Origin of the sequence: Siphonobacter sp. BAB-5385 (assembly GCF_002261125.1) — a bacterium.
In the GTDB taxonomy this organism is placed as follows: domain Bacteria; phylum Bacteroidota; class Bacteroidia; order Cytophagales; family Spirosomataceae; genus Siphonobacter.
This window is the reverse complement of the sequence record NZ_NMPS01000150.1, coordinates 56,778-82,897: the sequence shown is the minus strand read 5'-3', so window position 1 is coordinate 82,897 and position 26,120 is coordinate 56,778. Positions and strand designations below refer to the sequence as shown.

The following is a 26,120-nucleotide window of genomic DNA, read 5'->3' as shown; positions in this document are numbered from 1 at the left end:
AACAGACTCAATATTGCGAAGCCAGCGTGTGATAGGCCCGGGATCGCATCGCCAGCAAGGTAACAATAAAACCTATAATCCCCGTCAGGGTAAATACAAGGGCCAAACCCCGGTCAGACCCCGTACCGAACCAGGACCCCAGCCACTGAACACCCGCTCCGGTAGTCATGAAAGGAATAAAGATATACTGGGCGATAGGACCGATCAATAAGGCCGTAATGGGAGAAGCGGCCTGTTCCAGACTCTGAGAAAAGCCAAACACCCGCCCCAGTCGATCGGGCGGAATAACCTTCTGGACAATCGTCTGTTCAGCGGCTTCGACCACGGGAATCAGACACATGTAGATTAGAAGTCCGACGCTCAACAGTACAATCGAAGCCTGCAACGTAAAGAAAATGCAGACAAACCACATGATCAGATTGGTGAGAAACAGCGTCCGTAACGGCTTGCCGCCGAGGCCCTGACGAGCAACAATCAGTCCACCAATAATAAAACCCAGACTCAGAAAACCCCAGAGGATGCCCCAAACCTGTACCGATACCAGCGATAGTCCGTAGGCATCCATCAGGGACATGAATACACCGCCCAGGAAGTTATTAAAGCAGTTGAAAAAGATCAGCCCGAATAAACCGGGGATTTCCTGAATGATAGCAATGGTATGACGAACGTTAAAACTGACTGGTGGAGCTTCGGCATGGACGTGCGTACGATCCTGAATCGAAAGCGTAGAAAGGTGCAGAACAACCAGTAGCGTAAGACCAATGGCCAGTACGAGCGTCCAGAACATCCCTAAAAAGCCAATCACCAGGCCACTAAAAATGGAAGCGGCCAGAAATGATACACCATTGGCGGTACCTACCATCCCATTAGCTTTATCGCGTTGATCTTCGGGAAGAAGAATGGTTACGAGGGTGGAAAGGGCAATGCTGCGGAGGTTTCCAGCAATAGCCCCAATTAAAGCCAGCGTAATAAACATCCAGAGTTGCCAGCTACCGGGATTCCGGAACGTTGTCTCGGACGTGGAAAGGTAAATGCCCGCGGCCACGATGTACAGCAGCAGCGAACTGCTACTCGAAAGGAGCATGGCTAGCTTCTTGGGGTAACGATCCACAAGTGTACCCAGGAAAAAGCCCGTAACGGCCACTGTTCCGGAATAAACTCCTGCCATGATCGACGTGGTTAACACGGATTTCGTTTCCAGATACACCCAAAAGGTTAGGGCAAACCAGATAAAATTATTGGTTAATGAAGCGGCCAGGGTATTGATTAGAATGGCCAGAAAGGTCTTGTTTTGGAGCGGCTGTTCAGATTCCTTTGACTCGGGGGTATTCATGCCGTACATGCATTTAGAGTAGGCAAAGGTACGGCAATCCGGGCAAGAGCAAGCGGGGATTTCCGCCAAACGGCAGGGTCGATCGCGACTTATTTTTCCTGAGGGGTATTTCGAACGACTAGTTCTGTAATCGAGTCCTAAGTATGTTTGGTATGCGGAACTCCATGGCTAGATTGGCTTGAAATTCGACTTTGGAAACTAAGCAGGGAACTTCTTTCCGGCGTTGCTGGCAGTTAATGGATTGGTGGTACGGGACAAAAGCCTGAATTGGACTTGACTTTTAGATTGCTTATGGTTGGTAACTGACAAGCCGACCAAGCCTACGAAATCTTTTATACCTTTCCTTTCTAATCAAACGCTTCCATGACTTCTCCATCTTCCATCACCCAACAATTACTCGACCGCCTCTGGGAACGGTATCAGCAACGGGTACCATATGCCCGGCGTTACGCAGCATTAGTTCTTGAAAAAGCGGGGCAGGTCGTCAATGACCACTGTGCGTTCCGGACGTTCAACACGCGTACGGGTGAACAAACACCCGGCTTAGAAGCCATCGGTTTTATTCTGGAATGTTTGGGATACCAGAAAATAAGTCCGTACGCGTTCCCAACCAAATACCTGAATTCCTGGCATTACCAGCACCCCACGGAGGCTCACTTTCCCAAGTTTTTTGTTACGCAGCTCGACGTAACCCAACTCTCCGGGCGGGCTCAGCAGTTACTTTCGGAGGCCGTTGCTCATACGCCGGATTTGCTGGCGGGTACCCCGTGGGAATTATTACAGCGATTAAAAGACCAGCAGGAGCTTGAAGACGAATCGGCAGTAACACTGGTATCGGCTCTGGAAAACTTCTTTACGCGACCCTGGCCGGCTCCACCTCGCGAAACGGTTTTGGCTTTAAATGAAGAATCGCAGTTTGCGGCCTGGACCCTGCTGCACGGGAATGCGGTCAATCACTTCACGGCGTACATCAACTTCCAGCAGGTTCCCGAATGGCCCGATCTGGAAACAACCATTGCGGGTCTACAAGCCGCGGGCATTCCAATGAAAAGTCAAATCGAAGGGGAGCGGGGCAGTAAATTACGCCAGTCCTCGACACAGGCCGTTGACGAGGATTGCCCCGTAACTGAAGCCGATGGAAGTACCGGAACCCTCCGCTGGAGTTATGCCTATTACGAACTGGCCGAGCGGGGTCAGGAAAACGGAGTCTGGTTTGAGGGTTTTCTGGGGGATCAGGCTACCAATCTTTTTGAAATGACGAAACGGTAATTTTAAGGCCGTTTGCGTTTCGGAAGTTCGTACCCGTGCAACCTTTGGGGCAGGAAAGCGGTTACTGGGTAAGAACTTTATTCGAAGGAACGCTTAGGTTGATCCTTCGATTTGCATGAACATTTACGAATGATGTTAAGTCTTACTTTAAAAGAAGATACCCGCACCTCCCATCAGCAACTTGAAAAACAGGTCGTTCAGCGGTTGAAAGCCATTACGAACAAAGCCGATTACGCTGATTTTCTGAAGCATTTCTACGCCTACTTTCACGCGGTTGAACAGGCCATTGCCCCCTATATTACGCCGCAGGTACTACCTGATTACGCGGAACGTCGCCATGCTTCTTTCCTGAAGGCGGATCTGGAAACCCTGGGTAGTACAAGTGACGACTTACCCGCCGCCACGGCTCCGACCATCGCGACGACGGTACAGGCTTTAGGGGCTTTGTACGTTATGGAAGGCTCCATCATGGGCGGCAGTATTATTGTGAAAATGCTGGAGAAAGTAGGTATTACGGAAGGTGTTTCCTTCTTCTCAGGATACGGGCCAGCTACGGGAAGTATGTGGAAAACCTTTACGGAAGTGCTCAACGCCCAGGGCCGTACCGAATCGGATAAAGCTCAGGCCGTGGCTGCGGCGAACGAGACCTTTACGCGTTTCGGTGACGTATTCGCCGAAAGTCGGGTGTAAAAGGGAGTACAGACGCTCATTCCTTATAAGCAGCATAAGCAGCTCGTTACAAGAAGCCTGCTTATCAGTAGCTGGTTTTAAATCGCTTTTCTGGTTTTGATAGGGGTTGTAAAATTTACGGGATTTCCCTATCTAAGATTATGTGTTCCAAGAGAGGGACCGATACTCAACCCAAGGCCTAAAAAACCTGTGAATACGCTTCGCAGATTTTTTAGGCCTTGCGTTATAACGGCCATAAATCGAACAGACTCGATACGGCTGAATCTTCGCCAAGGAAGTAGGCTAGGGGAGAAGCAAAGGAATGTAAGCGTTTTACGCGGCTTTCCCTATCTTTAGTCCGTCATATTAACCTCTAACGTTATGTCTTACCTCTGGAAAGTGGCCCTGCCAATGCTGGTCCTTTCGCTAGCTACACTACTCCCAACGCAGGCTCAGCAAGTCATTCCTCTGTATTCAGGTGCCATTCCGAACGCGAAAGCCTACGCCATGAAGGAAATCGTGAATGCTGAACCCGGCGGTCGGATTCAAGGGTACCGCAAAGTATCTCAACCCACGATAACAATCTTTTTACCTAAAGAAAATCCAACGGGTACGGGCGTCGTCATCTGCCCCGGTGGCGGCTATGTCTCAGAGAGCTATAATGGCGAAGGGGTAAAAATTGCCGAAACCTTCGTGAAGCATGGTATAGCCGCCTTCGTCGTGAAGTACCGCCTGCCCAGCGATTCGATCATGGTCGATAAAAGTATGGGCCCCCTGCAGGACGCTCAGCAAGCCATTCGACTGGTACGCGAACGGGCCAAAGAATGGCAACTCCGACCTGATCATATAGGTATCATGGGTTTCTCGGCGGGTGGCCACCTGGCTTCTACGGCGGGAACCAAATTCGATACGCCCGTCATTGAAAACCCCGGTCGTGTTAGTCTGCGTCCTGACTTCATGATTCTGATTTATCCCGTTATTTCGATGAGTGAAACGCTGGCTCACAAAGGTTCCCGTACAAGTTTATTGGGCGAAAAGCCGAGTGATGAATTAATCGAACGTTTTTCCAGCGAACGACACGTAACCAATCAGACCCCGCCCACGTATCTGACGCATACGGGTGATGACAAAGTGGTGGATGTAGACAATAGTATCGTTTTTTACGAAGCCCTACGACATCATCGCGTCCCTGCTGAAATGCACCTGTATCCAACGGGAAATCACGGTTTTGTACTCAAATTACCTACGGAAGAATGGATGCAGCCACTCTTTAGCTGGATGAAAAAGAATGGTTGGGTTCAGTAAACATTGACTCCAATTTTAAACCATCACCGTGATGAAAATCAAAGCAATCATTACCGGAGCTACGGGTATGGTCGGCGAAGGGGTATTGTTCGAATGCCTGAAGCATCCCGACGTTGAACAGGTGCTGGTGATCAACCGGAAGCCAGGGGGCTTGTCCCATCCTAAACTGAAAGAAATCATCCACAAGGATTTCTTCAATCTGGAACCCATCGCCTCCCAGTTGGCCGGTTATAATGCCTGTTATTTCTGTCTGGGCGTATCATCGGTGGGTATGAGTCAGGAAGACTACAAACGAACTACCTACGATCTGACGCTCCACTTCGCCCAGACGGTTGCCCAACACAATCCCGATCTGACCTTCTGTTACGTGACCGGAGCGGGGACGAATGAGCAGGGTCGCATGGCCTGGGCCCGGGTGAAGGGAGCGACTGAAAATGCCTTGATGCGTTTGTTTCCGAAAGCCTATATGTTTCGTCCGGGTTTTATGAAAGCGGTGCCCGGCCAGAAAAATATAAAGAGTTTTTATAAATGGATTGCCTGGATATACCCACTGGGGCGAGCCCTGTTTCCTAAGGGCTTCTGTACCCTGGAAGAAGTAGGGCAGGCCATGATCCACGCTGCTCAAAAAGGCTATCCCAAAGCAGTGCTGGAAGTAAAAGATATTGTAACACTGGCTCGAACGTAAGTGGATAGGGCTGAATACAGGAAGGCGATTTTAAGGATCAATTTTCAAAATTTCCCCAACCGTATTCGTACATTTATAAATGATTTTCATAACAATTGATTTATATAACCGCTTTTCATGAGTGCTAAGTAAATTTCATACGTTTAATACCTTTTTAGCTGAATGTATGACGTACCCGATTGCTCCTTCCCAGGTTACTATTTTTCTGGATCGTATTACTCCTGAACCCGGAGCACTCGCAGGCTACGCGGCCTTGCTACGGGCGTATGAGCTGGCGGTTCCCTTACCGGATCGACTGGCGATCATTAGTCAGAAACACCGCCAGTACCGGACGGAAGAATGGCAGGTCTTTACGCCAAGATACCAACCCGAGGAAACGCTTGTGGCTCACCTGACCTTTGCCCTGAAATACGAGGGTATCGAATTAGGTCTGCTCAAAAAGCTATTCGAAACGCTGGGGCCGCAACCGATTGTAGAATGGGTAACCCAGGAACCGCTGGGGCAGTACAGCCGGAAAGTATGGTTTCTGTACGAATGGTTACTGGAGGAATTACTCGACGTGCCGGATCTGACGACGGGAAATTACCTGGATCTCGTCGATGAGCGGCTGCAATACGGAAGTACGAGCGAGCAAGTATCTGTCAAACGACAGCGGATTCGGAACAATCTGCCGGGTGTACGGGAATTCTGCCCGATGATTCGAAAAACGCCGGTATTGGAAAGCTACCGGCAACTGGATTTATCCCGGCACATCAAACAGATGATTGGGAAAATTCATCCAGATGTGATGGGCCGAACGGCGGCTTTTTTACTATTAAAAGATTCGAGAGCCTCTTACGCCATTGAGGGCGAAAAACCGCCACAAACCCGGGCTCAGCGGTGGGGCAGGGCCCTGGGCCAAGCCGGACAGAAACCCCTGACTGCCCAAGAACTGGTGCGTCTACAGCAGATCGTTATTGATAACCCCCGCTTTACAAAAATGGGTTTTCGGGAACAGGAAGGCTTCATTGGCGAACATGACCGACGCGTAGGCACGCCCATACCGGATCACATTTCCGCTCGCTGGAAGGATTTGCCGACGCTGATGCAGGGTCTGCTGGAGACCAGTCAGAAACTGGAAAAGGACGTTTCTTTTGATGCGGTACTGGCGGCAGCGGTCGTGGCGTTCGGTTTTGTATTCATTCATCCTTTCGTGGATGGCAACGGGCGTATTCATCGCTACCTCTTTCATCATGTGCTGGCGGCCAAGGGGTACGTAGCCAAAGGCCTTATTTTTCCCGTTTCAGCCATTATTTTAGAGCACATTGAGACCTATCGGCAGGTATTGGAAGCCTTCTCCAAACCCCGGCTGGATGGGATTGAATGGAAACCAACGGTCGATCATAATGTGGAGGTACTGAACGAAACCGTTGACCTGTATCGCTACTTTGATGCGACTCAGGCGGCTGAGTTTCTGTACGAATGCGTGAAACAAACGGCTCAGCAAACGATTCCCGAAGAAGTAGCGTACTTACAGCAGTACGACCAGTTGAAAAGTTACCTGGATGATGCCTTTGAAATGCCCGACGATCTGGTAGCTCTGCTGGTACGATTTCTGGAACAGGGGAATGGAAAGCTTTCCGAACGGGCGAAGGCAAAGGAGTTTAAGGCATTGACGGCTCCTGAGGTTGGGGCGATTGAGCAGGTTTTTCAGGAAATTTTTCTCAGGAACTAGATCGGTTCTGGCAAAACTCCGGAACGCGGGAGCTAGCGGGAATTGGAAGCTTACCCGGAAAACGTCCGGCTCCAACTGCATCTGAATGGCTTGCCCAATCAGGTAGGCCTGCCGGTGCTGTTGTCTTCCAGTTCTGTTTTGTAGAGGCTACAACCTGTCCATGCTTCCGCTTCACACCTACCTTGGTTTTGAATCCGCTGATATCCGGACCAGGGGCTTACGGACTTATCCGATTTTAACTGAAATACAGGCTAATGCAAGGGATTCAGAGGTAGCTAAAACCTTATGGTGAAAAGCCGAAAGCAGTACGGGTCTTGTATATCCTTAATCAGGAAAAAGCCGCTGGGTCGTAACTTGTTCAAGTACGACCCAGCGGCTTTTTAAAGCTGTCTTTTGTTTTTAACAGGGAGTAGCCAGTGCCGTTTCCAATTGCTCTGGATTGAGCATGCCTTCGTATCGCCATCGTTCCATTCCCTGCTCGACGAGTACAAAGGCTGGAAAAATCGTTATATTGAAACTACGCACGACTTCTGGGTGGTACAGACTCTCAATGCCCAGTACATCGACGGGTCCGCGACGGATGCGTTCCATTTCCTCTTTTACCTTTTGCACCAATCCTGCCGAAGCCTTGGCCGGGGCTTCTCCAAAAAAAACAAGCAGCACGGGCCGAATGACAGATTCCAGGTTCTGTGAAGGGCCAACGATTTCAAAGGCTTTCATAGAGCGAATTTGCCTCATTCTTCTTTTTGATCGCATGAGGGCTGTCAGCTTCAGGCCTGATTTTGCTCAATGTTTTTTTGCCTGAACTGAATTTAATAACTTGCCCGCTCGGATACGGACAGTTTTTTCCGGTTAGTAACGCCGCCTATGCATGAACGACGAGCTTGACTATCATATACTCAGTAACCTTCTTTTCGATGAATCGGAAGATTTAATCGCCCTTTACGCCCTGCGTACGGAGCAGTTTATTCGAATCAATCCGGCGGGTTGCCGACTCCTCGGATACGCCTCCGAGACGGAGGCATTGACTCAGGCGAAAGCTCATTTTTCCTGGGGAGCCGCCCATGCTACCGAACAGGAAATCGAATTAATGCGGGCCGATGGACAGTCTTTAAAAGGTCTGGTTCGCATCACGGCTTTCAAGGGAATTTCCGGCGAATACCAATTGATTCGGCTGAAAAACCTGGAGCTGATGCAGCACATGCAGCAGCAGTTGGAGGCCAATGATCGCCGTTACGAAGCCGTATTTACCAATGCCACCATCGGGATCATTGTGTCTGATCGGCAGGGAAAGATCGTCTCGTGTAATGCCCTGGGTTATCGACTGTTGGGGTACGAAGAGGGTGAATTGCTGGGGCAATCCATTGAATTGCTGGTACCCGAAAGCAAGCGGGGCTCGCACGTACACGATCGGGAGTCGTTCTACCAACACCCGCAGGTACGGGCCATGGGGCATAACCGCGATCTGTACGCCCAGCGGAAGGATGGCTCGGTATTTCCGGTTGAAATCAGTTTGAGTTATTTTCAGGTGGAGGAAGAACTCTACGCCGTAGGATATATCATTGACATTACCTTCAAGAAAGAGGCCGAACAAGCCCTGCTCTTACAAAACCAACGGATTGAACGTCTCAACGAAGACCTGGAGCAGAAAGTAGCTGACCGTACGCACGCGTTGATGACGACCTTAAGCCAGCTGGAGCGTTCCAAAGACGAACTGGCCAAGGCTCTGGAGACGGAGCGGGAATTGGGCGAACTGAAGTCACGCTTTGTATCCATGGCCTCCCATGAGTTTCGTACTCCGCTCACAACCGTACTTACGTCGGCCTCGCTGATTGAAAAATATCCGGCAACGGAGCAGCAGGACAAACGCCTTCGACACGTTCAACGCATCACAGCTTCGGTGAATCACCTGAATGATATTCTGGAAGAATTTCTATCCGTGGGTAAGCTCGAAGAAGGAAAAGTGGAGGCCCGCATTACGTTGGTGGCTCTGGAACCGCTCATTCAGGAAGTACTCAGTGATATTCAGGGATTACGGAAAAATGGACAGGAATTTGAATTAGACCTGCAAACGCCGGATTTGTTTCCCACGGATGCTTCGCTGCTACGGAAAATTCTGGTCAACCTGCTTTCCAACGCCGTCAAGTATTCCGGCGAACATACGGTCATAACCATACAGGCGACTCTGGAAGGGACGGACCTGTGCCTGGCTATTCAGGATCAGGGAATTGGTATTTCCAAAGAAGATCAAAAGCATTTATTTGAACGATTTTTTCGGGCGAAAAACGCCATTAATTACCAGGGAACGGGCTTAGGCCTGCACATCGTGATGAAGTACCTGGAATTACTGCGGGGGACCATTACGCTAAAAAGTGAATTGGAAAAAGGGACGCTCGTCACCATTCATTTACCTGGTCAATAGCTCTATACCTATGAAAACAATTTTGTTAATTGAAGACAACTCGGACATCCGGGAGAATACGTGTGAAATTCTGGAACTGGCTGGTTACAACGTCGTAACGGCCGAAAACGGTAAAGTGGGCGTTGAAAAAGCCCTGGCTGCCAAGCCGGATCTGGTAATTTGTGACATCATGATGCCCGTGCTGGATGGCTACGGAGTTTTGCATATTTTTTCGCGGAATCCTACGCTGGCGGGTACGCCTTTCATTTTTCTGACGGCTAAAACCGAACGGAGTGAATTCAGAAAAGGTATGGAATTGGGAGCCGATGATTACCTGACTAAACCCTTCGACGAAAGTGAATTGCTCAGTGCCATTGAAGGCCGCCTCAAACGCTTTGAACAACTGGACCAGACGCGTACGGATTACGACCTGAAAAGCAACGGGCTGGAAGCTTTTCTGGACGATGCTCAAACGAAACTCGAATCCCTATCCGCGGATCGGAAGGTCCATACCATTCCCAAAAAACAGTACATCTACGCCGAAGGTGACCAGCCGCTGCGGTTGTACTTCGTGAAAAGCGGAAAGATTAAAACGATCAAGACCAATGCCGACGGGAAAGAATTCATTACGGGTATTTACGAGGAAGGATCGTTTTTTGGATACTTAGCCTTGCTGGAAAACCGGGAGTATACCGACTCGGCCGTAGCTCTGGAAGATAGCCAGTTGCATTACATTCCCAAGGAAGACTTTCAGCAGCTGCTTTCGGGGAATCGCTCCGTGAGTCAGGAATTTATTCGCTTACTGGCCGGGCACGTAGCCGAACGGGAGCAGCAACTGCTGACGATGGCCTACGGATCACTGCGGCGGCGGGTAGCGGATACGCTACTACACCTGTACACCTCCGCGGGCGAACAGGTCATTAAGTACTCGCGGGACGACCTGGCATCGATGGTGGGTACGGCTACCGAGTCCCTTATTCGCACGCTGAGCGAATTCAAACAGGACGGACTCATTGAAATTGCCGGTTCTTCCATCCGGATTCTGCAACCCGAAAAATTACGGCGAGCAGGCTGGTAAGTATTTAGTAGGGGACTGGGGTTCAAGTCCCTTACCACTCAACCCTTGAAAAGATTGCATTCGTGAGGAGTCAAGCCGTATCTTTGAGACTATGTCTCTTTTTATTACGTCTTTAAATTCGGGTAGTAACGGCAATTGTTACTACGTAGGCAACGGGCAGGATGCGGTTCTGATCGATGTAGGGATATCCTGTCGGCAAATCGAATCCCGGCTCCGGCGGTTGAGCTTGTCGGTACATACCATCAAGGCCATTTTTATCTCGCACGAGCATACCGACCACATCAGCGGAACCACCAATTTTGCCCGTAAGTATCAGCTGCCCGTCTACCTGACACCGAAGACTTTGCGATCGGCCCGATTGCTGGGCGAGGGATTGGCGATTCGTTTTCTATCCGGTACCGATCCCGTGTGGGTGGGCGATTTATGTGTGAAAGCCTTCCCTAAATTTCACGATGCTGCCGATCCCCATAGTTTTATGGTTTCCTACGAAGGTACGCGGGTAGGTGTTTTCACGGATTTAGGCCAAACCTGTACGGGCCTCATTGAACATTTCAGCCAGTGTCACGCTGCCTTTCTGGAAGCTAATTACGATGAAGCCATGCTGGAACAGGGACGTTATCCATATTTCCTCAAGCAGCGTATTCGGGGCGGTCATGGGCATTTGTCCAACCAGCAGGCACTGGATTTGCTGCGTACCCATAAGCCTGCGTACATGAGCCACGTCATTCTTTCGCATTTATCGAAGGAAAACAATTGTCCCATTCGGGCCCGGGAACTGTTCCTGCCGCACATGGATACGACTGAATTGGTGGTGGCTTCCCGTTTGCAGGAAACGCCCGTTTATCACATTAAGGCTCGGGAAGTGGAGCAGCCTGTAGTTTCTTAGTCAGTACAATCTGGCCCAGGTGGTAGTGGGTATGCTCAATCATGCCCTGAATATTCCGGTAATATCTGCCGTATGTCTCATCGGCAAAGGCTTCCTCCAGCATCGAGTCGGGTGATGATTCGACCCTTGAGCCATCGTTTCGACATCCGACCAGACTTTTGCCAACAGATGTTCCCAATCTTCCTGCGATTGAATGGGCGGATGGTCAAAGCTGTACCGGTCACTGGCCTGTAGGGGCTGGCCCTGCAATACCCGAAGCTGGGCCGCTATGTAGTAATGAATGTGGTAGGTGAGGGCGGCAATGGTATTTAGTGTCAAAACCGGGGTAGTAGCCTGCTGCCAGCTGAGGTTTGTCAGGTGTCTTTCAGGCAAACCGTGGTCCAATTGCCTCCGAAGAAAACATGACGTAGATGCTGGGCGAGTGAAATAGCTGTGTTCATAAGGATTCAGAGATAATCTGATTTCCAGGAAGTACTAAAAGATCAGTACAGTACTAAAGCAAAGGATTAATCGCTAAAACGTATAGTTTAGTGCGAAGTTTAAACCGATTATCTTGGAAACGATTTATTCAGCTGCTGGTACCTATCTACTGGGATTAAAGTCGCTCACGGCCGAGGTTTTGTGTGTACCCTCGCAAGCGTCGGCGTACACGATCTGGTTCATTCCCGAAGGGGAAGGCACATTTCATGCGGACTTTGGTACGTTTCCGTTCACCGGACCCGTGTTGCTATTCGCTACGCCCCTGCAAATTATTTACCTGGACGAATGTCAGGTATTCGGCGGCCGGATGCTTCAGTTTCACAGTGATTTTTACTGTATTGAATACCATCGGAACGAAGTTGCGTGTAATGGACTCCTCTTTAACAATATTTACCTCGATCCCATTGTACGTCTGACGCCCGACGAAACCCGCCGCTTCGTTTCCATTTTAGATGATATTCAGGACGAAGCTGGTCAGACGAGTCCTTCCGAGATTGTCCTGCGTTCCTATGTACAGCTTTTTCTGGCGAAATCGAGTAGTATCAAAATGCAGGCGATGGGTCAGCAAACGGATCGCCCCGAGAAAGACGACCAAATGGAACGGTTTCGGCAACTGCTCGATGAAAATTATCTGACTTTACACAAGCCTTCGGATTACGCAGCCCTTCTGGCCATGTCGTCCGATAACTTCACCCGGCGTTGCCAGAAGTATTTCCGGAAAAGCCCTTCCCAGCTCATTCAGGAGCGATTAATTCTGGAAGCAAAAAAACAACTGCACCTGACCCGGCAAAGCATCAAGGAAATCGCCTACAACCTACGCTTTCAGGACGAGTTCTATTTTAGTCGTTTTTTTAAAAAATCACGAAAGTATCACCACAAGCGTTCCGCGAGCAGACGGGCATTTCAATTGTGGCGGATTTGTCCAAGCCTTAACCTTTTTTGTCCATGTTCCCCCGTGGACCCTTGCTGTAGTTTTGTCTCACTCAAACAAACACAGCAATGAAAACGTCAATCCTTCATACCATCGCCCACCTGGATGACCTCGGTAAAACGGTCGTTCGCTGGGGTATCGTCGTCGTTTTTCTCTGGATCGGCGGACTCAAATTCTTCACCTACGAAGCCGACGGAATTGTACCCTTTGTGGCGAACAGTCCGTTCATGTCGTTCTTTTACGAACATCCAAAGGCGTACAAGGCCTATATCAACAAAGAGGGAGAATTAATCCCGAAAAACCACGCCTGGCATCTTGAAAACAACACCTACGGATTCTCCAGGGGGCTGGGCGTATTTCTGGTAACAGTAGCCGTACTGGTAGCTCTACACCGGGTAGCTCCGCTGGCGAGTATGGTGGGGAGTATCCTCATTTTCCTCATGACGCTCGGAACGCTTTCCTTCCTCGTTACCACGCCTGAAAGCTGGGTGCCGAACCTGGACGATGAACAATGGGGTTTTCCGTACCTGTCGGGACGGGGACGGCTGGTCATTAAAGACATCGTTATTCTGGGTGGAGCCTTGATGACCATGAGCGAATCCGCCCGTCTGTATCTGAGTCGTCCCCGTGGCTAATCGGTTTTATATTACCTTTTCAATCCACGCGATTGGGAAACGATCACCGTTTTTACCCAGGAGCAGGTAAGACCTGAATCTCAATGCTCCCAAAGACATCTGGGAAACATCATTAATCATCCTCCCGTCGATTATTCTTACTACAAGCCCTGAACGTCTGGGCCACGGTAACGGCTCAACCGGCCTTAGATTTCCCGGCCGCTGAACCCCTGAATGAGTAGCTGAATCTTTGTAATGAAGCAGGACTGTAGCTTTGATTACGGTCCTGCTTTAGGGATTACAACGCGTATATGCGATCAAAAATTAATCAGTAATGAACGATCGCAAGGTGATCAATCATTCGCTGAATTCAAGTAGGACAAAACAATCGTTAGGGTTCAAAGGTTATTGAAAATAGTAAGGAGCTGAAAATCATGAACGAAAGCAAGAACAGGCAGTTGTAAAGTCAGCCCTCTTGTTTACCTTTGATTACCAGCCCAGTCAGACCGCCCTCCTGATTTCCGTGCTTTTCTAGTTACCTGTACACGAGTACCCCCGTTCCATTCAGTACGCATTCATTAACCACATGCCCTAAGTTCCGCCGAGGGTTGTTCAATTAAGCTCTATGAACTTATCCGCCGATGGTGTGCCTACAATTGTAGTGCCACCCAGTCGATTTTATGCCTTAGACGCAAGCCGGGCTCTGGCTTTGCTGTTGGGTATTTTTTACCATGGCATAGAGTCGTTTATCCAGTACAAGCCGCAAAATGCCTACTTCACCCACGACAACACGGGTAGTTCCGTACTGGACTTTATCTTTTTTGTGCTGCATGCGTTTCGGATGCATGCGTTCTTTCTGATTGCGGGCTTTTTCGCTCATCAGCTCTATCACAAACGCGGGGTTGCCGGTTTTGTAGAGCATCGGTTTAAACGCGTGATTTTGCCACTGGTATTCTTTTGGCCGCCGCTACAGATCACCTTTCGGGCCTTACGCATCTGGGGTCGTCAGCGGTTGGGAGATTTCTCCGAAACACCTGGACAACAGGCGGTCTCGCCCTGGCTTACCTCCTGGAACGAATTCTGGAATGGGCAGTGGTTCAACCCCGATGGATTACTGATGCCACTTTACCACCTTTGGTTTCTGTATTACCTGGCTTTGTTTTGTGGAACGGCTATTCTGGTACGACCGCTGCTGGTTGCCGTCCTGAATGCAACGGGTCAGTTGCGACCGCGATTTGATTCTTTTTTCAATCAGCTCCTGCACAAACCCTGGGCCGCCTGGGTGGTTGGATTGGTGGTGGCGGTTGCCATGTTGCGAATGAATCAACTCTTTGGGGTGGACACGCCCAACAATAATCTGATTCCCAATACCCGGCCGTTTGTCGTTTACAGTCTTTTTTTTGGGTTGGGCTGGCTCTTACGGCGACAAAGCGAATTGTTACCGCAGCTCAAGATTCACCGCCATGCGACGCTGTTTTTTAGCTGCTGTTTGCTGGCTGGGGTTTACGTATACTTTCTATCGCACTCCGACCGGGCCTGGACCGAGACCGGTTCTGTATCGATCAATGATTACGTATACAAAGCTGGTTACGGACTAGCTTCTACGGGACTGGTTTTTTCGTTTCTGGGGTATATGCTACATTTCTTCTCCCGGCCTAACGCTACGTTCCGCTATTTGGCTGATGCTTCCTACTGGATGTATCTGGCCCATTTTCCGCTGGTGGTGGTCCTGCAAATTCTGGTTAGTGCCCAACCCTGGCCCTGGCTGCTAAAAGTAATCGTCATTTTCGGGGTTTCGATCGTTACGCTGTTGTTGAGCTATCACTATCTGGTTCGTGACCGCTGGCTTGGTACGCTTCTGAATGGCAAGGCCGTGCGAAAAGGTTAATTAATAACTGGTATGTAAAAGGATTAAACAAAGAAGTTTTAGTATTTTTGATAAATGTGTTAAATTGACGCAATTTTAAAACAAGACCTCTTTAATTACTTACCTGACATGAATCGGTTTCGTACAGGACTACTTATTGGTACGTTATGCACCCAGGCTTTACTCGGTTTCGCTCAGGAACCGGTAAAGTCTTTTCCACTCCGTGAGGTACGACTGCTCCCCGGAGCATTTAAAGAAGCGGAGCAAACGGATCTCCAGTACATCATGGCGATGGATCCGGACCGTTTGCTGGCTCCGTATCGGAGAGAAGCGGGCCTACCCTCCAAAGTAGCCAGTTACGGGAATTGGGAAAATACGGGTCTGGATGGCCACATGGGTGGGCATTACCTGACGGCCCTGTCGCTCATGGCTGCTTCTACGGGTGACAAGCGAGTACAGGATCGGCTTGCTTACATGATTACCGAGCTGAAACGGTGTCAGGATCAACTGGGAACCGGTTATATTGGGGGCGTGCCGGGTGGCGTTGCGATCTGGAAGGACATTGCCCAGGGAAAAATTGATGCAGGAACTTTTAGTCTGAATTCCAAATGGGTGCCCCTTTATAACATCCATAAAACCTTCGCTGGCTTGCGGGATGCGTATCTGGTGGCGGGCAATGAACAGGCCAAAACGATGCTGATCCGACTGGCCGACTGGATGATTCAGCTTTCCGCAGGATTAAGCGACGAGCAAATCCAGAATATGTTACGCTCCGAGCACGGTGGATTGAATGAGGTATTTGCGGATGTATCCTTCATTACGGGAGATAAGAAATACCTCGAACTGGCTCGCCGTTACTCGCACCGCGTTATTCTGGATCCACTGGTTGAGCAACAGGATCGGCTAAATGGTTTACACGCCAATACGCAGATTCCCAAGGTGATCGGTTTTGAACGCATCGCCGAACTTAGTGGGGATAGTGCGTACCATCGGGCTGCCCGTTTTTTCTGGGAAACCGTCGTCAAGCAGCGTACAGTAGCCATCGGGGGAAATAGTGTGAGTGAACACTTCAACCCCGCCAACAATTTCAGCTCGATGATTAGCCGCGTGGAGGGGCCAGAAACCTGTAATACGTACAACATGCTTAAATTGACCAAGCAGTTGTACGAAGCGGAGGGAAAAGCCAGCTACCTGGATTATTACGAACGGGCTTTGTACAACCACATCCTCTCGACCCAACGGCCCGGTACGGGCGGGTTTGTGTACTTCACGCCCATGCGGCCCCGTCATTATCGCGTGTACTCGCAGGTACCGCAGGGGATGTGGTGTTGCGTAGGTTCGGGACTGGAAAATCATGGCAAATACGGCGAGCTGATTTATGCTCACCGGGGTAACGATCTGTATGTGAACTTGTTCATTCCTTCACAGTTAAATTGGAAAGAGCAGGGAGTGACGTTAACTCAACAAACGAAGTTTCCGGATCAGGAAAGTACCCGGCTGACGCTGACGACAACGCAACCCCGGAAATTTACGCTGAACCTGCGGTATCCGTCCTGGGTAGCGGCTGGAGCCTTGAGCCTACAAATCAATGGGAAGAAGACGGATGTAACGGCTCAGCCCGGCTCGTATATTGCTCTGGAGCGAACCTGGAAGAAAGGGGATCAGATTGAGATTACCCTTCCCATGCAAACGACTACGGAAGCTTTGCCGGATGGTTCAAATTACGTGGCTTTCCTGCGGGGACCGATCGTACTGGCGGCTAAAACGGATACCACCGATCTGGATGGCCTGCTGGCCGATGATAGTCGGATGGGACACATCGCAGCCGGGAAAACGTATCCGCTTCAGCAAATGCCCCTGCTGGTGAGTACCGAATCGCAGATCGAAAAATACCTGAAACCCGTACCGGGCAAATCACTTACTTACACGGCTTCCGAATTACTGTATCCGGCCAAGTATCGGACGCTGGAGCTTATTCCTTTTTACCGGCTCCATGACGCCCGCTACGTAATTTACTGGCAAAAACAAAGTCCGGAAGGCTTGCAGAAAATGCAGGAAGAGCTGGCTCGGCAGGAGGCCGCCGCCCAGCAGTTAGCCGCGATAACGCTGGATGTAGTCTATGCCGGCGAACAGCAACCCGAGTCCGATCACTTTGTGAAGAGCGAAAAAAGCAATACGGGGCAAAATCAGGATCGTCACTGGCGGGATGCCCGAGGCTGGTTCAGTTATCAGCTCAAAAACCCGAATCAGCAGGCGGATCGTTTGCAGGTGACGTATTGGGGTAAGGACCGAAACCGAAAGTTCAAAATTCTCTTAAACGATCAACCTTTGGCTACCGTTGAGCAGGATGGTCAGAAAGGCGAAGCGTTTTATACGGAAGAATACGCCATTCCGGCCTCTCAAAATGCTCAGACAGGACCGCTAACGGTCAAGTTTGTCGCAGAACCAGGTTCGGCGACAGGAGGAGTTTATGAGGTACGGCTGCTGAAGAAATAAGGCCTGGGGGAGTGGGGTTGGGGTTGAAATCCTAGGTTACAGAATGGATCGAGCCTACGGCTCTTACACGCCTGTAAGAGCCGTAGCTCGATTAGTTTACTAAGGTCGGATTTTAATCGACCCTGTCCGGGATTAGAATGGTTAAGCCCGTAGCGTCTGCAACGCTTTCGTCCAGCGGGCCAACTCTTTAAACATCGCATCCGCCGCCCGCTCCGAACTATCCGTGGGTTGGAAATTCATTTCATCGTCAAATAGCTTATTGAAAAACGTCAGGGCTACGCTCTCCACGAGCGGTACCATTTTCAATGTCGTAAGTACCTGCTTAAGGACTTGAGCCGCCCGGAGTCCGCCCGACTGACCACCGTAACTGACAATGCCCACGGGCTTGTAGGCCCATTCGTGATAGACGTAATCCAGAGCATTTTTTAGGGGAGCCGTAATACTGAAGTTATACTCGGCGGTAACAATTATGAAGGCATCCGCTTCATCAATCTTCGCACTCCACTGCTTGGTGTGTTCGTGTTCGTACTGACGCATGGCAGGATGGGCGGGTTCGTCCATCAAGGGAAGATTGATTTCGCCCAGATCCAGTATTTCCACCGAGAAATCAGGATGGCGTTGGGCTACGGAAGCTATCCAGTCAGCAATGCTGGGTCCTTTACGACCCGGACGAGTAGTGGAGGTAATGATTTTGAGCGTATACATCGATAATAAAAAGGGTTTACGGTGGCCAGCGGGTACTTACTCGAAAGACGAAGAAAAACAATCGTAGGAAAAACGGAAACAAGGACATTAAGTTTACCTAATTCCGTAAAATCGACGACCATCACCTTTTGAGCATTCAACAGAGCCTTCAAAATTACTTACGACAGAATCAATGTATTCCCCTACTAATCAGCAGTATTCGAAGCTAATGGCCTTCGAGTGTCCCTGTTTTTTTTAAGAAATCACTCGTCTGTTGATCAAAGTACAAAAAGGTTTTACTTACTTGCGACCAATAATCTATAAAGTCTATAGATTATATTATTTTGGTTGAATCTTCCCTTTCATGTACAAACCTGATTCCCTCATGATCTCATAATGTTCTGCCTAACGTCGGGTTTATAGTAGACGCAAAGCCCGATGAGTGTTCCCCTTCACTTCTCCCGTTTCTTCAAACCATCAAATCCTTCATGTATGAAAACAAGTATACCCCGTCTTTTAGTAGGCTGACGGTTTGGTTGCTGAGTCAGGCAACCTTTGCTCAGACCGCATTGCTACAAGGCAACGTTCTTTCCACCGATCAGGAACCCCTGGTAGGAGCGACCGTACAAATCAAAGGCACGCCATCAGCGGCGTTGACGCAATCGGATGGTTCCTTTCAACTGAATGTTCCGGCAGGTTCAGCCACCCTGCGGGTAAGCTACATTGGCTTTGAATCTCAGGAGATTACGCTAAACGGCCAGACGCGTCTAACCATCCAATTGAAACCCGACAGCCGGCAACTCAACGAACTGGTCATTACGGGCTACAGTACTCAGAATCGGAAAGACATTGTCGGTTCGATTGCGAAAATTTCCGGGGAGGAACTCAAAAACATACCCGCTGCCAGTTTCAACCAACTCTTACAGGGCAAGGTAACGGGGGTGCAAATACAGTCAAACTCCGGCGTACCCGGTGGCGGGATTACTTTCCGTATTCGCGGTAATAACTCCATCAACGCTTCCGTCGATCCGCTGTACGTCATTGATGGAGTATTCGTAAGTACCAGTGAACCTATACGTACAGGCCTGGGGCAGCAACAGCAATCCAATCCCCTGGCCGACATCAATCCGGCTGATATTGAGAGTATTCAGGTCTTGAAAGACGCCAACGCTACCGCCATCTACGGTTCGCTGGGAGCTAATGGAGTTGTGATCGTGACAACGAAACGGGGCAGTCTGAATAGTCGGGCTAAAATCACTGCCAATGTCTCGCACGGCTGGTCGTCCGCCAGTAGGAGATTTAAGGCTACCACCGGTCCCGAAACCGCCACGCTGGTCAACGAGGCCGTTCGGAATACGGCTCAGGATCGCGGTCTGGACCCTACTACGGTTGCACTGCCTTTTCCCAATCCCAGCACCGTGCCCACGTACGACCGCATTAGCGATCTGTTTCGGGTGGCTTCTCGTCCGCGTATGATCTTTCGGCTCAAGGTGGTACGGCCAAGAGTACCTATTTTGCGGGTTTTAGCTATCTCAAGCAGGAATCTATTGTCAAACCCTCTGATTTTGAACGATATACCCTTCGATTTAACTACGACAATTACTTAACCGACAAACTTAAGCTGGGCAATAGTATCAACGTGACGCGTTCGTTTCGCAACGTCAGCAGTAATGATAATAACCCCACGGGTGTCATCAACTCGGCTATTTTCCCACGTTCGTACCTGCCCATTTTCAACGAAGATGGTACCTACGCCCGATCGGGTAGTTTCGATAATCACCTGGCTTTGATCAATAATCTGAATAACCAGGCCGTCGGATGGCGGACCATTGGTAACGTATTTGCCGAATTACACATCCTGCCCGAACTGACCTTGCGAAGCAGCTGGAGTCTGGACAACACGGACATGTACGAAAACAACTACAGCAATACACTCATTGCTGCCGGGATTGCCACTAAGGGAGCGGCAACTTCGTTTGAAACGAAAAACCTGATTTTTACGAACGAACAGGTACTTACTTACATCAAATCTTTCGGGGAAAAGCATCGGATCAATGCACTGGTAGGCAATACGTTCAACCGGGTACTGAACGAAAATACGAGTGCGTCGGGGCAGAATTTTGCCAGTAATGATCTGACGGCGATTTCGGTAGCCGCTACCACCACGGGTTCTTCCGGTCGGAGCCGGGCTACCTTGCTTAGTTTCTTCGGAAAGGCCAGTTACACGTACGATAACCGCTTTACATTCGATGCCAGTTTACGGGCCGATGCCTCGTCCAAATTCGGGGCCGACCGCCGCTGGGGGTATTTTCCTTCGGGCGGGGTAGCCTGGAATGCTTCCCACGAATCATTCATTGAGGATTTAAACGTCTTTAGTGACCTGAAATTCAGAGCCAGTCTGGGTCTGAGTGGCAATCAGAACGGCATCGGGCCGTACGCCGCTCAAGGGCTGTGGTCTTCGGGAGCGAACTACCTCGATGCAGCAGGGATTGCTCCTTCACAGCTCGAAAACCGCCAGCTCACCTGGGAAACAACCCGTCAGGTCGACATTGGGACGGAGTTCAGCTTTTTCAAAAACCGACTCAGTTTTATCGTGGATTACTACAACAAGTACACCTACGATCTGCTGCTGAACGTTCCCGTACCCTCACGTTCTGGTTTTACGACGTATTTGCAGAACTACGGAGCGGTTCGTAACAAAGGCGTTGAGTTTTCGATTCATTCCGAAAATTTCGCGGGATCAAACTTCCGCTGGTCCACGGATTTCAATGTTTCCTTCAACCGGAATCGCATTGAAAAACTGGCCTCGGATATTGCTCAGGGAGCTTCGGGTCGGAATATTTCCATTCTGCGGCAGGGCTACTCCGTCAACTCGTTTCAACTGTACAAACAGCTTTACGTCGATCCACAAACGGGAAATGCCGTGTATGAAGACGTGAATAAAGATGGACTGATTACTTCCGCGGATCGGCAAATAGTGGGCAATGCCCTGCCGCGTTTTACGGGCGGACTCACCAACACACTCTCGTACAAACGATTTGATCTGAACGTTCTCTTTTACTTCCAGCAGGGAAACAAAATCATGAGTATGCATGATTTCTTCCTGGTGCACGGGGGGACGCAGAATTTCATCGGCTTTATTCCCCGACAACTCGAACGCTGGCAAAAACCGGGTGACGTTACGGACATTCCCCGGATGACGACCTACAGTGGCGATCCCACCGTCAACGGCGGAGCAGCTAATAATTATAGCGGAAACGTGACTAATCAGAGTACCCGGTATTTGCTCGATGGCTCGTTCATTCGGCTGCGAAACGTATCCCTGAGCTATACGCTACCGGATGCGATTACCCGCCGAGCCCGTTTGTCGGTCGTACGGGCCTACGTACAAATTGCCAACCTGCTCACCTTCACCCGCTATTCCGGACTTGACCCGGAAGTGAACTCGCAAAGTAATAACCAGAACACGGCAGGCTACGACTGGGCGACGGTACCCCAGCCCCGAACGGTACAGGCCGGTTTGAGTGTCACCCTATAATCTTCGATCCATGAAACGATATATTCTTGCGGCTATGCTGACGGCCAGCCTGATTTCCTGCGACAAATACCTGGACGAAACGCCCAATAATGCCCTCCCCGCCGCTACGGCCATTCGGGATGCGGGTACGGCTCGGGCCGCCATTAATGGGGCGTATTCCCGCGTGCAGAGCTACTACGCTAGCGGTTATCCCACGCTGGGCACGATTACGACGGACAATGTCATTTTTAACGGAACGCTGAGTCAGTACCTACAACTGGATCAGAATGCCGTTACACCGGATAATGCCATTACGCTGGATGTCTACCAGAGCATTTATCGGGCGATCAATACAGTCAATAGCATCATCGCTTACGTTCCGGCCATCAACGATCCTAATCTGGGCAGTACGGAAAAAATACCATTCTGGGCGAAGCCTATTTCATTCGTGCTCTGAGCTACTTCGACCTGGGTCGGGCCTGGGGTGGGGTACAGTTACAACTGACGCCAACTACTACGCTGGATGGACTGAAGGGCATCAAACGCAGTACGCTCACGCAGACGTACGATCAGGTACTGGCTGATTTGACCAAAGCCGAAGAGTTGCTGGCCGAAGATGCCACGACCCGGAACCGGGCTCAGAAAAGTACGGCCCGTGCCTTGCGGGCTCGGGTGCATCTGTACCGCAAGGAATGGGCGGAAGCTGAAACGTACGCCAGTCAGGTGATTGGCAATACGAAATATGCCTTGGTGAAGCCGTACAAAACCTTTTTACGTCGCCGTTTTTAAGTCAGGAGTCGGTTTTTGAACTGAGCTTTTCTACCAATAACCGAAATAGTTACTGGAATTTATGGTACCCCAGCTCATTGGGTGGACAGTATACCTTGAAACCTTCGGCCACGCTCGTGGAGAAATTGAATAACCCAGCGATTGGCGGCAGTCGCAAGGCTTTGCTGGCGGGTACGGGTAACAACGTATACGGTGTGCTTTACAATACCTCGGCGACGAGTACCGATCCTTCTTACGTCATTCGAATAGCTGAGCTTTACCTGATACGGGCCGAAGCACGGGCTCAGCAAAACAAACTCGCCGATGCCCTCGCGGATCTGAACACGGTACGTAGTCGGGCGGATGTTGCGGCAGCTACCACGAGTACGAAAGAGGCTTTACTGTTGGCTATTGAGGAAGAAAATAACGTCGAATTCGCTTTTGAGGCCCACCGCTGGTTCGATCTGGTACGTACGGGCCGCACCGGTGCCGTGTTGGGCCTGACCAACTCGCAATACTGGGTATTTCCTTTTCCGTACCAGGATGTTTTATCCGATCCGGATCTGGAGCAAAATCCAGGGTATTGATCTGGGTGGCGTATGGTTGGCAGTTGGTCTCGACTGTAGAGTTGTTCGTTGTTTCGTGAATAGTTACATAATCAAATTAAGCTCAGTCAGTAGCAGTCATCTAAGACTGGCAGCTAAGCCAGTTGTGCGTTCTGTCTAAGGTTAGTTAATCTAGTAGTAGGCGTTTGGATACCTGATTACAAAGACGCTGAAATCAAAAGAAAAATCCTTCATTCACCTCGTATTCCTTTTCCCAATGAACCAACGATTGCTACTCGTTCTCTTTCTTCTGCTAGCCAGTTCTTCACTGTGGGCTCAGCAGTCGTATTACTTCCCGAATACGGGTACGTTTGATTCCCGCATTCCTAGTCCTGAGCAGTTCCTGGGTTATCCGATTGGAACGCATTACACCCGTCACGACCAGATCGTTGCGTACTTCAAAGAACTCGAACGTACCTCCAATGGCAAGGCTCACGTGCAGGTCATTGGCAAGAGTTACGAAGAACGGCCACAGATCATACTGACGGTTACGGCTCCGGAGAATTACAGTAATCTGGAAAAGATTCGCCAGAAACACCTCACCGTCACTGACCCAGCTCAACCTAATCTGACCAAGGCCGATCCGGTAATCGTGCTGCTGGGCTACAGCGTACACGGAGCCGAAACGTCCGGTGGCGAAGCGGCCCTGCTGACGGCGTATTATCTGGTAGCCAACCAAAGTGCTGAAACGGCTCAGTATCTCAAGGAGGCGGTCATTCTGATCGATCCTGCACAAAATCCTGATGGTCGCGACCGGGCGGCCAACTGGCATAACATGTACAAGTCGTTTCCACCGGTATCCGATCCGGCGGATCTGGAACACCTCCAGGGTTTTCCCGGGGGCCGCGTCAACCACTATTTTACGGATTTGAACCGCGACTGGCTGAGTGCCGAGCAGATTGAAAGCAAGAACCGGGTCGATTTCTCGCATCAGTGGTATCCTAATGTGCACATCGATTTTCACGAAATGGGTACGAATAGCACGTATTATTTCGAACCTACGCCAGCGGGTCACCAGAGTCCATTATTACCGCAGTCTTCCTATGATTTCAATGCGACGCTGGCTAAGTACCACGCCGAAGCCCTCGACAAGATTGGCTCATTGTATTTTACCAAAGAAAGCTTCGATAACCTGTCGCCCATTTACGGTTCGACGTATCCTGATTTCTACGGAGCCGTTGGTGTAACCTTCGAGCAGGGCAGTTCGCGGGGACTGGTGCAGGAAAGTACGTCCGGTCCAGTTACGTTTCCATTCACGATTCGTAATCACCTGGTAACGGGTCTGGCTACGCTAAAGGGGGCTTTGGCCGAAAAAGAAAATCTATTCAAACTCCAGAAGGACTTTTTCAAATCGGCCGTTACTCAGGGCAAGGCTAACCCAGCCAAGGCGTTTGTCTTCGGCGACAGTCGCGATGTTTCGCTGACGAATAAGCTGTTATCGCTGGTGTTACGGCACCGTCTGAAGGTGTATGCTCTGAATGCTGACGTAACCGCCGATGGTAAAAAATTCGAGAAGGGAAAAGCCTACGTGGTTCCCGCCGAGCAACCCTTTTTCCGAATCGTACACTCCTTGTTTGAAGAAACCCCAAAACTGAAAGACAGTACGTTCTACGATAACACGTCGTGGTCGGTTGTACACGCGTATGGTATCCAACAGGCAAAAATCAACTCGGTACCTTCGCTAGGACAGGCCGTTACCGCCGTGCCGACCGTGCAGGGAGGTGTAGCGGGTGGTAAGGCTCAGTTGGCGTACTTGCTCAACTGGTCGGAATACAATGCTTCAAGGGCTTTGTATTCCCTGCTTTCACAGGGAGTACTGGTAAAGACCTCGCTGAAACCTTTCACTAGTCAGACTGCTACGGGGCCGCAGAAATTCAGTTACGGCTCACTGGTGATTCCGGTCGCTGGTCAAAAAATCAGTTCGGATAGTCTATACCGGGCGGTGGAGGAAGCGTCGCGTCGTTCCAATCTGACCTTTGCAACCACTTCTACGGGTTTTAGTCTGGAAGGCATTGACCTGGGCAGTAATAATATTCTGCCGGTACGCAAACCCGAAGTGGCCCTGATCACCGGAGCAACGTCGGGACTGGCCGAAGCCGGTCAGGTCTGGTTTCTGTTGAATGAACACCTGCAATTGCCCGTCAGTAAGCTGGATCCGCAAAGTCTGGAACGCGTTTCGCTGGATCGTTATCAGGTGCTGGTGTTACCCAATGGAACGTACCGCGAGTGGAGCAAGCCAACCGTCGATGCCTTGAAAGCCTGGGTAAGCCGGGGTGGTACGCTGATTACCTTCCGCACCGCTTCGGAATGGGCCATCGGCCAGGGTTTTGCGAAAGAACGCGTATTCGTTGATTCTTCGGCAACGCGTCGCAATGCGTCTGTCACCCGCGTTGATTACGCTACCCGGGCCGAAACGGAGGCTCCGCGACGCATCAACGGAGGGATTTTCCAGGCGGACATCGACATCACGAATCCCATTGCCTTTGGCCTAAATGATCGGAAAATTTTCTTCACGAAAACGGGTAACACGATTCTGTTACCCAGCAAAGACAAGTACGCAACGGTGGCCAAATACCTGCCTTCCTCGTACATCAGTGGTTACGTTTCCAAGGAGAATGTGGCTAAAATCAATAATACGGCATCAATTCTGGTTGGACAACTCGGTCAGGGGAAAGTCATCCTGTTCGCCGAAGACCCCACTTATCGCCACTACTGGCATGGGACGAATCGGTTGTTTTTGAATGCTCTTTTTTACGGAAATCTGATTCAGTTACAGTCGGCTTTTCTGGGAGCTGCTGAGGAGTAATTCAATAGTTTG

Annotated in this window: 21 protein-coding genes and 1 pseudogene; 18 read left to right on the top strand and 4 right to left on the bottom strand. The window is 50.2% G+C overall.

What is annotated here, in order from left to right; all coding sequences use genetic code 11:
- Window positions 1–7: 7 nt before the first annotated feature.
- On the bottom strand, window positions 8–1,333 hold the full coding sequence (locus BWI93_RS15030) for an MFS transporter (protein WP_094812856.1): 1,326 nt from the start codon (window positions 1,331–1,333) through the stop codon (window positions 8–10).
- 363 nt (window positions 1,334–1,696) lie between these two features.
- Between BWI93_RS15030 and BWI93_RS15025 the strand changes: the two genes are divergently transcribed.
- The 5 genes from BWI93_RS15025 to BWI93_RS15005 all read left to right on the top strand — a co-directional run bounded on the left by BWI93_RS15025 (window position 1,697) and on the right by BWI93_RS15005 (window position 6,975).
- The gene (locus tag BWI93_RS15025) at window positions 1,697–2,602 is read left to right on the top strand and encodes a DUF1338 domain-containing protein (RefSeq protein WP_094812700.1); all 906 of its coding nucleotides are present in this window, start codon (window positions 1,697–1,699) and stop codon (window positions 2,600–2,602) included.
- A gap of 129 nt (window positions 2,603–2,731) precedes the next feature.
- Complete coding sequence (locus BWI93_RS15020) at window positions 2,732–3,292, top strand: biliverdin-producing heme oxygenase (RefSeq protein ID WP_217902283.1); 561 nt, start codon at window positions 2,732–2,734, stop codon at window positions 3,290–3,292.
- A 360-nt stretch (window positions 3,293–3,652) separates the two neighbouring features.
- On the top strand, window positions 3,653–4,576 hold the full coding sequence (locus tag BWI93_RS15015; protein ID WP_094812696.1) for an alpha/beta hydrolase: 924 nt from the start codon (window positions 3,653–3,655) through the stop codon (window positions 4,574–4,576).
- Window positions 4,577–4,607: 31 nt separating this feature from the next.
- On the top strand, window positions 4,608–5,261 hold the full coding sequence (locus tag BWI93_RS15010) for an epimerase (protein ID WP_094812694.1): 654 nt from the start codon (window positions 4,608–4,610) through the stop codon (window positions 5,259–5,261).
- Between the two features lie 166 nt (window positions 5,262–5,427).
- Window positions 5,428–6,975 (top strand): Fic family protein, encoded by a 1,548-nt coding sequence (locus tag BWI93_RS15005; protein WP_094812692.1) that lies wholly within the window; start codon window positions 5,428–5,430, stop codon window positions 6,973–6,975.
- A 399-nt stretch (window positions 6,976–7,374) separates the two neighbouring features.
- Here BWI93_RS15005 and BWI93_RS15000 read toward each other — a convergent pair whose 3' ends face one another.
- Window positions 7,375–7,695 carry a thioredoxin family protein gene (locus tag BWI93_RS15000; RefSeq protein WP_094812690.1) on the bottom strand — a complete coding sequence of 107 codons (321 nt, stop codon included), beginning with the start codon at window positions 7,693–7,695 and terminating at the stop codon, window positions 7,375–7,377.
- A 151-nt stretch (window positions 7,696–7,846) separates the two neighbouring features.
- Here BWI93_RS15000 and BWI93_RS14995 point away from each other — a divergent pair, with 151 nt between their 5' ends.
- The 3 genes from BWI93_RS14995 to BWI93_RS14985 all read left to right on the top strand — a co-directional run bounded on the left by BWI93_RS14995 (window position 7,847) and on the right by BWI93_RS14985 (window position 11,340).
- Window positions 7,847–9,397 (top strand): PAS domain-containing sensor histidine kinase, encoded by a 1,551-nt coding sequence (locus BWI93_RS14995; protein WP_094812688.1) that lies wholly within the window; start codon window positions 7,847–7,849, stop codon window positions 9,395–9,397.
- 10 nt (window positions 9,398–9,407) lie between these two features.
- Window positions 9,408–10,454 (top strand): response regulator, encoded by a 1,047-nt coding sequence (locus BWI93_RS14990; protein WP_094812686.1) that lies wholly within the window; start codon window positions 9,408–9,410, stop codon window positions 10,452–10,454.
- Between the two features lie 91 nt (window positions 10,455–10,545).
- Window positions 10,546–11,340, top strand: a complete 795-nt coding sequence (locus BWI93_RS14985) for an MBL fold metallo-hydrolase (protein ID WP_094812684.1) — start codon at window positions 10,546–10,548, stop codon at window positions 11,338–11,340.
- A 39-nt stretch (window positions 11,341–11,379) separates the two neighbouring features.
- Here BWI93_RS14985 and BWI93_RS14980 read toward each other — a convergent pair whose 3' ends face one another.
- Window positions 11,380–11,712, bottom strand: a complete 333-nt coding sequence (locus BWI93_RS14980) for a hypothetical protein (protein ID WP_217902282.1) — start codon at window positions 11,710–11,712, stop codon at window positions 11,380–11,382.
- A 181-nt stretch (window positions 11,713–11,893) separates the two neighbouring features.
- Between BWI93_RS14980 and BWI93_RS14975 the strand changes: the two genes are divergently transcribed.
- The 4 genes from BWI93_RS14975 to BWI93_RS14960 all read left to right on the top strand — a co-directional run bounded on the left by BWI93_RS14975 (window position 11,894) and on the right by BWI93_RS14960 (window position 17,728).
- A complete protein-coding gene (locus tag BWI93_RS14975) occupies window positions 11,894–12,823 on the top strand; it encodes a helix-turn-helix domain-containing protein (protein WP_217902281.1) in 930 nt (309 codons plus the stop codon).
- Window positions 12,820–13,386, top strand: coding sequence for a DUF417 family protein (locus BWI93_RS14970; RefSeq protein ID WP_094812682.1), 567 nt, complete (start codon window positions 12,820–12,822; stop codon window positions 13,384–13,386). Before BWI93_RS14975 ends, BWI93_RS14970 begins: the two co-directional genes overlap by 4 nt.
- Before the next feature lie 604 nt (window positions 13,387–13,990).
- Complete coding sequence (locus BWI93_RS14965) at window positions 13,991–15,253, top strand: acyltransferase family protein (protein WP_094812680.1); 1,263 nt, start codon at window positions 13,991–13,993, stop codon at window positions 15,251–15,253.
- Window positions 15,254–15,361: 108 nt separating this feature from the next.
- Window positions 15,362–17,728, top strand: a complete 2,367-nt coding sequence (locus BWI93_RS14960; protein ID WP_094812678.1) for a glycoside hydrolase family 127 protein — start codon at window positions 15,362–15,364, stop codon at window positions 17,726–17,728.
- Between the two features lie 141 nt (window positions 17,729–17,869).
- Here BWI93_RS14960 and BWI93_RS14955 read toward each other — a convergent pair whose 3' ends face one another.
- A complete protein-coding gene (locus BWI93_RS14955; RefSeq protein ID WP_094812676.1) occupies window positions 17,870–18,433 on the bottom strand; it encodes an NADPH-dependent FMN reductase in 564 nt (187 codons plus the stop codon).
- A 467-nt stretch (window positions 18,434–18,900) separates the two neighbouring features.
- Here BWI93_RS14955 and BWI93_RS14950 point away from each other — a divergent pair, with 467 nt between their 5' ends.
- The 6 genes and pseudogenes from BWI93_RS14950 (at window position 18,901) to BWI93_RS14925 (ending at window position 26,108) form a co-directional block, all read left to right on the top strand.
- Window positions 18,901–20,019 (top strand): carboxypeptidase-like regulatory domain-containing protein, encoded by a 1,119-nt coding sequence (locus BWI93_RS14950; RefSeq protein ID WP_094812674.1) that lies wholly within the window; start codon window positions 18,901–18,903, stop codon window positions 20,017–20,019.
- Window positions 19,929–21,950, top strand: a pseudogene (locus tag BWI93_RS14945) (SusC/RagA family TonB-linked outer membrane protein); the annotation flags it as partial. The gene BWI93_RS14950 and the pseudogene BWI93_RS14945, both read left to right, overlap by 91 nt.
- A gap of 10 nt (window positions 21,951–21,960) precedes the next feature.
- Window positions 21,961–22,386, top strand: coding sequence for a hypothetical protein (locus BWI93_RS14940; protein ID WP_141217478.1), 426 nt, complete (start codon window positions 21,961–21,963; stop codon window positions 22,384–22,386).
- Window positions 22,353–22,718, top strand: a complete 366-nt coding sequence (locus tag BWI93_RS14935; RefSeq protein WP_094812668.1) for a RagB/SusD family nutrient uptake outer membrane protein — start codon at window positions 22,353–22,355, stop codon at window positions 22,716–22,718. Before BWI93_RS14940 ends, BWI93_RS14935 begins: the two co-directional genes overlap by 34 nt.
- Window positions 22,719–22,813: 95 nt before the next feature.
- Window positions 22,814–23,284 (top strand): RagB/SusD family nutrient uptake outer membrane protein, encoded by a 471-nt coding sequence (locus BWI93_RS14930; RefSeq protein ID WP_176454235.1) that lies wholly within the window; start codon window positions 22,814–22,816, stop codon window positions 23,282–23,284.
- 235 nt (window positions 23,285–23,519) lie between these two features.
- Window positions 23,520–26,108, top strand: coding sequence for a M14 family metallopeptidase (locus tag BWI93_RS14925; protein WP_094812664.1), 2,589 nt, complete (start codon window positions 23,520–23,522; stop codon window positions 26,106–26,108).
- Window positions 26,109–26,120: the final 12 nt, after the last annotated feature.

What these genes read in the sequence shown, in the direction of transcription:
- BWI93_RS15030 (WP_094812856.1), bottom strand. Translation starts at nt 1,333, where the DNA reads ATGAATACCCCCGAGTCAAAGGAATCTGAACAGCCGCTCCAAAACAAG.
- BWI93_RS15025 (WP_094812700.1), top strand. Translation starts at nt 1,697, where the DNA reads ATGACTTCTCCATCTTCCATCACCCAACAATTACTCGACCGCCTCTGG.
- BWI93_RS15020 (WP_217902283.1), top strand. Translation starts at nt 2,732, where the DNA reads ATGATGTTAAGTCTTACTTTAAAAGAAGATACCCGCACCTCCCATCAG.
- BWI93_RS15015 (WP_094812696.1), top strand. Translation starts at nt 3,653, where the DNA reads ATGTCTTACCTCTGGAAAGTGGCCCTGCCAATGCTGGTCCTTTCGCTA.
- BWI93_RS15010 (WP_094812694.1), top strand. Translation starts at nt 4,608, where the DNA reads ATGAAAATCAAAGCAATCATTACCGGAGCTACGGGTATGGTCGGCGAA.
- BWI93_RS15005 (WP_094812692.1), top strand. Translation starts at nt 5,428, where the DNA reads ATGACGTACCCGATTGCTCCTTCCCAGGTTACTATTTTTCTGGATCGT.
- BWI93_RS15000 (WP_094812690.1), bottom strand. Translation starts at nt 7,695, where the DNA reads ATGAAAGCCTTTGAAATCGTTGGCCCTTCACAGAACCTGGAATCTGTC.
- BWI93_RS14995 (WP_094812688.1), top strand. Translation starts at nt 7,847, where the DNA reads ATGAACGACGAGCTTGACTATCATATACTCAGTAACCTTCTTTTCGAT.
- BWI93_RS14990 (WP_094812686.1), top strand. Translation starts at nt 9,408, where the DNA reads ATGAAAACAATTTTGTTAATTGAAGACAACTCGGACATCCGGGAGAAT.
- BWI93_RS14985 (WP_094812684.1), top strand. Translation starts at nt 10,546, where the DNA reads ATGTCTCTTTTTATTACGTCTTTAAATTCGGGTAGTAACGGCAATTGT.
- BWI93_RS14970 (WP_094812682.1), top strand. Translation starts at nt 12,820, where the DNA reads ATGAAAACGTCAATCCTTCATACCATCGCCCACCTGGATGACCTCGGT.
- BWI93_RS14965 (WP_094812680.1), top strand. Translation starts at nt 13,991, where the DNA reads ATGAACTTATCCGCCGATGGTGTGCCTACAATTGTAGTGCCACCCAGT.
- BWI93_RS14960 (WP_094812678.1), top strand. Translation starts at nt 15,362, where the DNA reads ATGAATCGGTTTCGTACAGGACTACTTATTGGTACGTTATGCACCCAG.
- BWI93_RS14955 (WP_094812676.1), bottom strand. Translation starts at nt 18,433, where the DNA reads ATGTATACGCTCAAAATCATTACCTCCACTACTCGTCCGGGTCGTAAA.
- BWI93_RS14950 (WP_094812674.1), top strand. Translation starts at nt 18,901, where the DNA reads ATGTATGAAAACAAGTATACCCCGTCTTTTAGTAGGCTGACGGTTTGG.
- BWI93_RS14940 (WP_141217478.1), top strand. Translation starts at nt 21,961, where the DNA reads ATGAAACGATATATTCTTGCGGCTATGCTGACGGCCAGCCTGATTTCC.
- BWI93_RS14925 (WP_094812664.1), top strand. Translation starts at nt 23,520, where the DNA reads ATGAACCAACGATTGCTACTCGTTCTCTTTCTTCTGCTAGCCAGTTCT.